The 8,544-nt window shown below is 72.2% G+C and carries 7 protein-coding genes, 1 pseudogene and 1 other annotated feature; of the genes and pseudogenes, 1 reads left to right on the top strand and 7 read right to left on the bottom strand.

Translation table 11 applies throughout. From position 1 onward, the window contains the following. From HMPREF0731_RS01100 to HMPREF0731_RS01070, 6 genes and pseudogenes are all read right to left on the bottom strand, one after another. Positions 1-1,297, bottom strand: a 1,297-nt coding sequence (locus HMPREF0731_RS01100) for an FAD-dependent oxidoreductase (protein ID WP_007002138.1), incomplete at its 3' end; no start/stop codon positions are given. 61 nt (positions 1,298-1,358) lie between these two features. After that, positions 1,359-1,790 carry a PadR family transcriptional regulator gene (locus HMPREF0731_RS01095; protein WP_007002137.1) on the bottom strand — a complete coding sequence of 144 codons (432 nt, stop codon included), beginning with the start codon at positions 1,788-1,790 and terminating at the stop codon, positions 1,359-1,361. A gap of 245 nt (positions 1,791-2,035) precedes the next feature. Continuing rightward, positions 2,036-3,206, bottom strand: a pseudogene (locus HMPREF0731_RS01090) (IS3 family transposase). After that, positions 2,863-2,979: a sequence feature (AL1L pseudoknot), on the bottom strand. (Overlaps the previous pseudogene by 117 nt.) Before the next feature lie 423 nt (positions 3,207-3,629). Continuing rightward, complete coding sequence (locus HMPREF0731_RS01080) at positions 3,630-4,703, bottom strand: phosphotransferase family protein (RefSeq protein ID WP_007002134.1); 1,074 nt, start codon at positions 4,701-4,703, stop codon at positions 3,630-3,632. 5 nt (positions 4,704-4,708) lie between these two features. After that, entirely contained in the window at positions 4,709-5,497 is a 789-nt protein-coding gene (locus HMPREF0731_RS01075; protein ID WP_040612093.1) for an SDR family NAD(P)-dependent oxidoreductase, read from the bottom strand. A gap of 8 nt (positions 5,498-5,505) precedes the next feature. Further along, complete coding sequence (locus HMPREF0731_RS01070; protein ID WP_007002132.1) at positions 5,506-6,744, bottom strand: acyl-CoA dehydrogenase family protein; 1,239 nt, start codon at positions 6,742-6,744, stop codon at positions 5,506-5,508. Positions 6,745-6,857: 113 nt separating this feature from the next. Here HMPREF0731_RS01070 and HMPREF0731_RS01065 point away from each other — a divergent pair, with 113 nt between their 5' ends. Continuing rightward, positions 6,858-7,862 carry an NADPH:quinone oxidoreductase family protein gene (locus HMPREF0731_RS01065; RefSeq protein ID WP_007002131.1) on the top strand — a complete coding sequence of 335 codons (1,005 nt, stop codon included), beginning with the start codon at positions 6,858-6,860 and terminating at the stop codon, positions 7,860-7,862. Here the strand turns inward: HMPREF0731_RS01065 and HMPREF0731_RS01060 are convergent. Continuing rightward, positions 7,825-8,544: acetate--CoA ligase family protein (locus tag HMPREF0731_RS01060; protein ID WP_007002130.1), on the bottom strand; the 720-nt coding region annotated here is incomplete at its 5' end. The two genes, HMPREF0731_RS01065 and HMPREF0731_RS01060, sit on opposite strands and share 38 nt — an antisense overlap.

Here is an 8,544-nt window from a genome sequence, read left to right as displayed (position 1 = left end):
GTGTGAGGGGCGTGCCGCAGGCGGCCGCGGCGCCCGCCGGTGCGCGGCCGGTTGAGCAGACGCCCGTCTCCGGCAGCGCGAGTTCGACCCGGCGCGCCGCCTCGAGGTCGCCGGCCAGGAAGGCGGCGATCGAGCGAACCTGCTCGTACCCCGTCGCCATCAGGAAGGTCGGCGCGCGGCCGTAACTTTTCATGCCGGCGATGTAGAAGCCGGCCTCGGGATGGCGCAGCTCAGCCTCGCCATGCGGACGCACCGTGCCGCAGGAGTGCAGGTTCGGGTCGATCAGTGGCGCCAGCGCCGGCGTCGCCTCCACCGCCGGGTCGAGGCCGAGCCGCACCTCGCGCAGGAAGGAGAGGTCGGGGCGGAATCCGGTGGCGACGATCACCCTGTCGCCCTGCACGGTGGTGGTGCCCGCCTCCTGCCGGCCGGTGACCGCGAGCTTGCCGCCGGACTCGGCGACGTCGTCGATGAGGAAGGGCGCGAGGGCGGTGACGGCGCCGGTCTCGACCAGCGCCTGCGCGCGGGCGCCCAGCTCGCCCCGCTGCGCGAGCCCGTCCTTGGCGCCACCGCCGAAGTTCACCGCGCCGAGCGGCCGGCGGAAGGCCCAGAGGATCCGTGTGCCCGGCGCCTGCTTCGCAAGCTCGGCCAGGTCCAGCACGGCGTTCATCGCCGAGTGCCCGGCGCCGACGACGAGCGTCGTCCGGCCGGCATACATCGTCCGCTCGGACCCGAGCACGTCGGGAATGCCATAGGCGAAGCGCGCCGCGTGCCGCGCCTCACCAGGCGCGGGCATGCCGTGGCTGCCGGCGGGGTTCGGCGCATTCCAGGTGCCGGAGCAGTCGATCACCGCGCGCGCCTCCACCGCCCGCACGCCGCAGCAGGTCTCGATGTGCAGCACGAAGGGAGCCGCGTCGCGGCCGGCCCCGTCATGCAGCCGTCCGAAATCGCGGCGCGCGACGCCCACGACCTTCGAGCCAGTGTGGATGCGCCCGCGCAGCGCCGCCGTCGCGGCCAGCGGGGCGAGGTAGCCGGCAAGGAGTTCCGCGCCGGTCGGGTAGTGCGTGGGGTCGGGCGCCGACCACCCCTCGGCTTCGAGCAGCGCCCGCGCCGCGGCATCGGTGTTGAACGCCCAGGGCGAGAACATGCGGACATGGCCCCAGGCCCGCACCGCATGGCCGATGTCGGGCCCGGCCTCCAGCAACAAGGGCTCGAGGCCACGGGCGAGGAGCTGCGCTGCGGCGGCAAGGCCGACGGGGCCAGCGCCGATCACGGCAACGGGCAGGCTGGGTGCGCTCATGGCGATGCTCCTTGATGCATAGAGGGGTGATGCATCCATGCGTGGGAAGGGGCGGTTCGGGTCACGCGCAGCACGCCCCGTCGGCGTTGCGCTCCACCCGCGCGCGGTCGGCGGCGGCGAAGGCGCGGCCGGTGTCCTGCAGGGCGGCGGTCGCCTCCATCCAGGCCTCCAGCGCCACGCTGAAGGCGGCGCGGCCAGAGTCGGTGAGCGCATAGACCCGGCGTTGGCGGCCGCCGACGACCTCCTCGGTCGCGGTGACGAAGCCGCCCGCCTCGAACTCACGGAGCACGGGGTAGATCGTGCCCTCGGTGGGGGAGCAGCAGCCATTGGTGGTGCGCTCGACCAGGCGGGCGATGTCGTAGCCGTGCAGCGGCCCATAGTGCAGGACGCGTAGGATGAAGAACTTGCTCAGGCCCATTTTGATCGTGCCCGCCCAGTAGTCGCGGGAGGCATAGTTGACGCGGGCGGAGGGGGCTCGACGGGCGGCATCCATAGCCGAAATCTATGCCTCGACCATCAATGCATCAAGCCCTAAATAATGCCCGCGCCACGCCACTTTTCCGGCCTGCGACGAGGCCTGCCTGCCTTGCCTGGGGTGGGTGGCACGGCGTCCAGCAGGTCTTCGAAGGGCCTGCTGTCCTGCGTGCTGGCGCCGCTCAGCAGGAAGGCGAGCGGGATGCCGCACCGGTCGGTGAGGAGTTGAACCGCCCCGGGTTTACCAGAGCTGGTGTGTTTGGGTTATGCGGCCAGGGCTGGTGCATCCCCTGCAGCATAGCAGCGCGCCCCGGCTTGCGCGGGAGGGACGCTTCCGGCCGGCTGGAGAAGGCGGTGGTTGTTGAACCAGGCCACCACTCGAGGGTGGCGTATTCGACGGCTTCCAGCGACCGCCACGGGCCGCGGCGATGGAGGACCTCGGTCTTGAACAGCCCGATCACCGTCGCGGCGAGCGCGTTGTCGCAGGAATCACCGACGCTCCCGACGGACGGCTCAATCCCGGCGTCGAGCAACCGTTCCGCGTGCCGAAGGCTGACATATTGCGGCTCGCGGTCGCTGTGATGGGTGAGGCCACCCTTCACGGGACGCCGGTCGTGGATGGCCTGCTCCAGCGCGTCGAGGACAAATCCTGCATGGGCCGTCCGCGACACCCGCCAGCCGGTGATGCGGCGGGCAAAGGCGTCGATGACGAAGGCGACGGAGACGAATCCTTGCCACGTCGCGACGTAGGTGAAACCCGACAGCCACAGCACGTTCGGCGCCGACGCCCGGAACCGCCGGTTGACCTGATCGGCCGGACACGGCGTGGCCGGGTTCGGGACGGTGGTCCTCGTCTCCTTCCCGCGCACCGCACCCCGCAGGCCCCTGGCGCGCATCAGCCGCTCCACCGTGCAGCGGGCCACCGCGATACCCTCGCGGCCGAGTTGCCGCCAGACCTTGCGGGCGCCACAGACCCCGAAATTGGCCGCATGCACCCGCCGGATGCCCTCCATGAGCACCCGGTCCTGCCGGGCGCGCGGCGAGGCCTTGGCCGGATCAGTGCGCCGGGCACCATGGGCGTGGCAGGTCGACGGGGCGATCGGCAGCACCCTGCAGATCGGCTCGACCCCGCAGGCCTCGCGATGAGCGTCGATGAAGGCGATCATGGCGTCCTGCGGCGGTCGAACTCCGCCAACGCGAAATACGCCGACGCCTTGCGCAGGATCTCATTGGCCTGCCGCACCTCGCGGACCTCGCGTTCCAGAGCCTTGATCCGCTCCCCTCCCGCGCGGGTCGCCCCCGGCCGCAGCCCCTGGTCGCGCTCGGCCTGCCTTACCCGGCCGCGCAGCGTTTCCGTTGCGCAGCCGATCTTGGGCGCGATCGAGCCAATCGCCGGCCACTGCGAGGCATGGCCGCTTCCATGCTCCAGCACCATCCGGACCGCCCGCTGCCGGACCTCAGGCGAATATCGGTCCGACGTCTTCTTCGCCGTGGCTCCATCCTCTCAAGAGTTGAAGCCTCCGGCAAACCCGGGGCGGTTCAGTGGCGGCGGGGGTGGTGGAGCCGCAGCTTGTCACCCACACCATGGACCTCTGGCTGCCCCATGTCTTCGCCGGCACCTATCTGGCGCAGGCTGGGGTGGCGGCACTCTCGGCCATGCTGCTGCTGGGCGTGCGACTGCCCCGTACCGGCGCGGCCGCCGCGCTTCAACCATGGCATGTCATCGCCATGTACGCGCCGAGCTTCTTCACCGGCCGGCTGATCACCCGCTTCGGCGCCCCGCGCGTGGTGGCGGCGGGGCTGCCGCTGACCGGCACCGCCGCGGAAGCAGGCCCGCCCTGGAGCGGCCCCGGGGAGCCTAGCCCGCCCTCCGGCGGGCCAGGGCCCAGGCGGCCTCCGCCATGCCGCGATAGCGCTCGCGGTAGCCGATGGCACGCGGATCGGCGGCATTGCCGTCGAGCGCCCGCTTCCACACCCCGGCGACGATGGACGCCAGACGGAACATCGAGAAGATGACGAACACGTCGAGATCCCGCGGCACAGGCCGCCCCGACGCCGCCGCGTAGGCCGCGACGAACGCCTCCTGGTCCGGAATGCCGCTCGCCGCGAACTCCTCCCCCAGCAGGCCCGTGGCACCGCTGGGGCCGGGCGGCATGTGGTAGGTCAGGCAGGCATAGCCGAGATCGGCCAGCGGATGGCCGAGCGTCGCCAGCTCCCAATCCAGCACCGCCACCACGCGCGGCTCTGTGGGGTGGATGATGACGTTGCCGAGGCGGTAGTCGCCATGCGCCAGGGTGGTTTCGTCATCCGCCGGCAGGTGGCGCGGCAGCCATTCGGCCAGCCGCTCCATCTCCGGCATCTCCTCCACCTGGGCGGCGTGCCATTGCTTGGTCCAGCGGGCCACCTGGCGGGCCATGTAGCCCTCGGGCTTGCCGAAATCGGCCAGCCCCGCGGCGCGCCAATCCACCGCGTGCAGCGCCGCCAGCACCCGCGCCAGGTCCTGATAGACCGCGGCGCGCTCGGCCGGGCTGCCGGCATGCATCACCCGGTCGGGAAAGATGCGGCCGGGCACATGGTCCATCAGGAAGAAGGGCGTGCCGATGACCTCGGCATCCTCGCACAGCCAGCGCATGGCGGGCACCGGCACGCCGCTGTCCTCCAGCGCGCGCATCACCCGGTATTCGCGCTCCACCGCATGGGCGCTGGGCAGCAGCTTGCCGGGCGGCTTCTTGCGCAGCACGTAGTCGCCCGCGCCGGTCGAGACGTGGAAGGTCGGGTTGGACTGTCCGCCCTGGAACTGGCGGATGACCACCTCCCCCTCGAAGCCCGGCAGGCGGCCGCCGAGATGGCGCCGCAGCGCCGCCTCGTCGAAGCGGTGGTTCTCCAGCACCGGCACCAGGGCGGGCGCGCCGGAGAGCGCCGTGTCGGCCATGCGCCTCAATCCTCGTCGGAGAGCGGCGGGCCGGCGACGATGCCGCCATCGATGACGATGGTCTGACCGGTCATGAAGCTGCCCGCGCCGGAGGCCAGGAAGATGGCGGCGCCGGCGATCTCGTCCGGCTCGCCGATGCGGCGCAGCGGCGTGTCCTTGGTGCGCTTGCGGTAGATCTCCGGGTTCTCCCACAGCGCGCGGGCGAAATCGGTGCGCACCAGCCCGGGCGCGATGCAATTGGCCCGCACGTTGCGCGGCCCCCACTCCACCGCGATGTTGCGCACGAGCTGCATGTCGGCGGCCTTGGAGATGGCGTAGCCGCCCAGCACCGGCGAGCCGCGCAGCCCGGCGATGGAGGAGATCACCACCACCGAGCCGCCGCCGCGCTCCGCCATGCCCGGCATCACCATATGCGCCAGCCACAGGTTGGAGCGCACATTGGAGCCCATGATCTTGTCGAACGCCTCGTCCGGCATGTCGATGGCCGGGCCGAAATAGGGGTTCACCGCGGCGTTGCAGACCAGCGTGTCGATGCGGCCCCAGCGCGCGATGGTGGCATCGACCAGCGCCTGCAAATCCTCCTTGCGGCCGATGTTGCAGGCCTGTGCGAAAGCCTCGCCGCCGCGCGCGGTGATGCCGTCCACCACCTCCTGGCAGGCATCGAGCTTGCGGGATGAGACGACGACCTTCGCCCCCTGCTGCGCCATGCGCTCGGCGATGGCGCGGCCGATGCCGCGCGAGGCACCGGTGATCAGCGCCACCTGGCCGGTGAGGTCGAAGAGGGAGCGGTCCATGGCGGTGCTCACACGGATTCTCCGGGGCGGGCGTTGCGGGGCGCGCGGTACTTGTTCAGCTCCATGCGGCCGAGCTGGAACTTGTGCACCTCGTCCGGCCCGTCGACGATGCGCAGCGTGCGGGCGATCTTGTACATGTAGGCCAGCCCGAAATCCTCGGTCACGCCGGCCGCGCCATGCGCCTGGATCGCCCAGTCGATCACCTGGCAGGCCATGTCGGGCGCGGCCACCTTGATCTCGGCGATCTCGGTGCGCGCCACCTTGTTGCCCACCGTGTCCATCCGCCACGCCGCGTGCAGCGTCAGCAGCCGGCACTGGTCGATCAGGATGCGCGACTGCGCGATGCGGTCGATGATCACGCCCTGGTCGGCCAGCGGCTTGCCGAAGGGGCGGCGCTCCAGCGCGCGGCGGCACATCATCTCCAGCGCCCGCTCGGCCAGGCCGATGGCGCGCATGCAGTGGTGGATGCGCCCCGGGCCAAGCCGCCCCTGCGCGATCTCGAAGCCGCGGCCCTCGCCGAGCAGGATGTTGTCGGCCGGGACGCGGACATTCTCGAACAGGATCTCGGCATGGCCGTGCGGCGCGTCGTCGAAGCCGAACACCGGCAGCATGCGCTTGATGGTGACGCCCGGCGTGTCGCGCGGCACCAGGATCATCGATTGCTGCCGGTGCTTCTCGGCGTCCGGGTCGGTCTTGCCCATGACGATGAAGATGGCGCAGCGCGGATCGCCCGCGCCCGAGGACCACCATTTGCGGCCGTTGATGACGTAGTGGTCGCCATCCCGCGCGATGCGCGTCTGGATGTTGGTGGCGTCCGAAGAGGCGACATCCGGCTCCGTCATCGCGAAGCAGGAGCGGATCTCGCCCGCCAGCAGCGGCTTCAGCCAGCGCTCCTTGTGCGCCTCGGTGCCGTAGCGCTCCAGCGTTTCCATGTTGCCGGTGTCGGGGGCGGAGCAGTTGAACACCTCGCTCGCCCAGGGGTAGCGGCCCATGATCTCGGCCAGCGGCGCGTATTCGAGGTTGGTCAGCCCCGCGCCATGGCCGGATTCCGGCAGGAACAGGTTCCACAGCCCCGCCTCGCGCGCGCGCGGCTTGAGCTGCTCGACGATCGGCACCGGCTGCCAGCGGTCGGTCATCGCCGCGTGCTGCTCGTGGTGCAGATGGTCGTTCGGCACGATGTGCTCGTCCATGAAGGCGAGCAGGCGCTCCCGCAGCGCCGCCACTTTCGGCGAGTGGCTGAAATCCATCCGTTTCTCTCCGGTCTTGTCGTTCAAAGCATTGCCGTTGCCGCGCAGGCTTGCGCGGATGGCGCCTCCTGTCCAGGCTGCCGGCCAGGAAATGACGGGGGGACGTGCCGCCGATGAAAGCCATGCTCTGCCACGCCCATGGCGCGCCCGGCACGCTGCGCGCGGGTTCGCTGCCCGAGCCCGCCCCCGGCCCGGGCGAGGTGCTGGTGCGCGTCGAGGCCTGCGGCGTGAACTTTCCCGACCTCCTGCTGATCGCGGGGCGATACCAGCAGAAGCCGCCCCTGCCCTTCGCGCCGGGCGGCGAGCTCTGCGGCACCGTGGCCGCGCTGGGCGAAGGGGTCGAGGGGCTGACCATCGGCAGCCGGGTCGCGGCGATGATCCCCTGGGGCGGCTTCGCCGAGGCCGTGGCGGTGGAGGCCGCGCGCCTGGTGCCGGTGCCGCGGGGCGTGGCACCGCAGGCGGCGGCGGCCCTCTGCTTCGCCTATGGCACGGTGCTGCACGCGCTGCGCGACCGCGGCGCGCTGCAACCGGGCGAGACGCTGCTGGTGCTGGGCGCCGCCGGCGGCACCGGCATGGCGGCCCTCCAAATCGGCCGGCTGCTTGGCGCCCGCGTCATCGCCGCCGCCTCGACCGAGGCGAAGCGCCAGGCCTGCCTGGCCCAGGGCGCCGAGGCCGCCATCGACTACACCGCCGAGGGCTGGCGCGACGAAGTGCGCGCGCTGACCGGCGGGCGCGGCGTGGATGTGGTGTTCGACCCGGTGGGCGGCGCCCAGGCCGAGCCGGCGCTGCGCTCGGTGGCCTGGCGCGGCCGCTACCTGGTGGTGGGCTTCGCCGGCGGCGAGATCCCGCGCCTGCCCTTCAACCTGGCGCTGCTGAAGGGCTGCGCGGTGGTCGGCGTGTTCTATGGCGAGTTCGCCCGGCGCGAGCCCGCCGCCAACCGCGCCCTGCTGGCCGAGCTGTTCGGCTGGGTGGCGGAGGGGCGGCTCGCGCCGCACATCTCCGCCACCTACCCGCTGGAGCAGGCGACGCAGGCGCTGGAGGCGCTGGCCGGCCGCCGCGCCACCGGCAAGCTGGTGCTGCTCACCCATGCGGCGCCAGGGGCTGGCGCAGCGCGATGAGCGCATCCACCGCCACCTGACGGGTGCCGGCGCAGATCACCGGGTTCACGTCGATCTCGGCGATCCGCCCGGCATGGTCGGCGGCCAGTTCCGAGACGCGCTGCACGATGCCGGCCAGGGTGTCGCGGTCCACCGACGGCAGGTTGCGGAAGCCGTCCAGCAGCTTCGCCCCCTTCAGCCGGCCGAGCATGTCGAGGGCCTCCTCCCGGCCCACCGGGGCCAGGGCCAGCGCGCTGTCCCGCAGCAGCTCGACCAGGATGCCGCCCAGCCCCACCAGCACGGTCGGGCCGAACAGCGGGTCGCGCGTGGCGCCGACCATCATCTCGATCCCGGCCGGCACCATGGGCTGCACCAGCACGCCGTTGATGCGCGCCTGCGGCGCGGCGCGGGCGGCGTTGGCCAGGATGGTGGCATGGGCCTCGCGCACGGCGGCGGCGTCGCGCAGGTCCAGGCGGATGACGCCGGCCTCGGTCTTGTGCGGCAGGTCGGGGGATTCGACCTTCAGCACCACCGGATAGCCCGCCGCCTCGGCCGCCGCCACGGCGGCGTCGGCATCGGCCGCCAGCGTCTCGGTCACCACCGGGATGCCATAGGCGGCGAGCACCGCCTTGGCCTCGCGCTCGGTCAGCACCGGCCCCGCCGCGCGGTCCAGCAGCGCCGCCACCGCCTCGGCGGCGCCCGG

Source organism: Pseudoroseomonas cervicalis ATCC 49957 (assembly GCF_000164635.1).
GTDB lineage: Bacteria > Pseudomonadota > Alphaproteobacteria > Acetobacterales > Acetobacteraceae > Pseudoroseomonas > Pseudoroseomonas cervicalis.
Note: the sequence above shows the minus strand (reverse complement) of the source record. Positions and strands in the feature narration are given on the sequence as shown.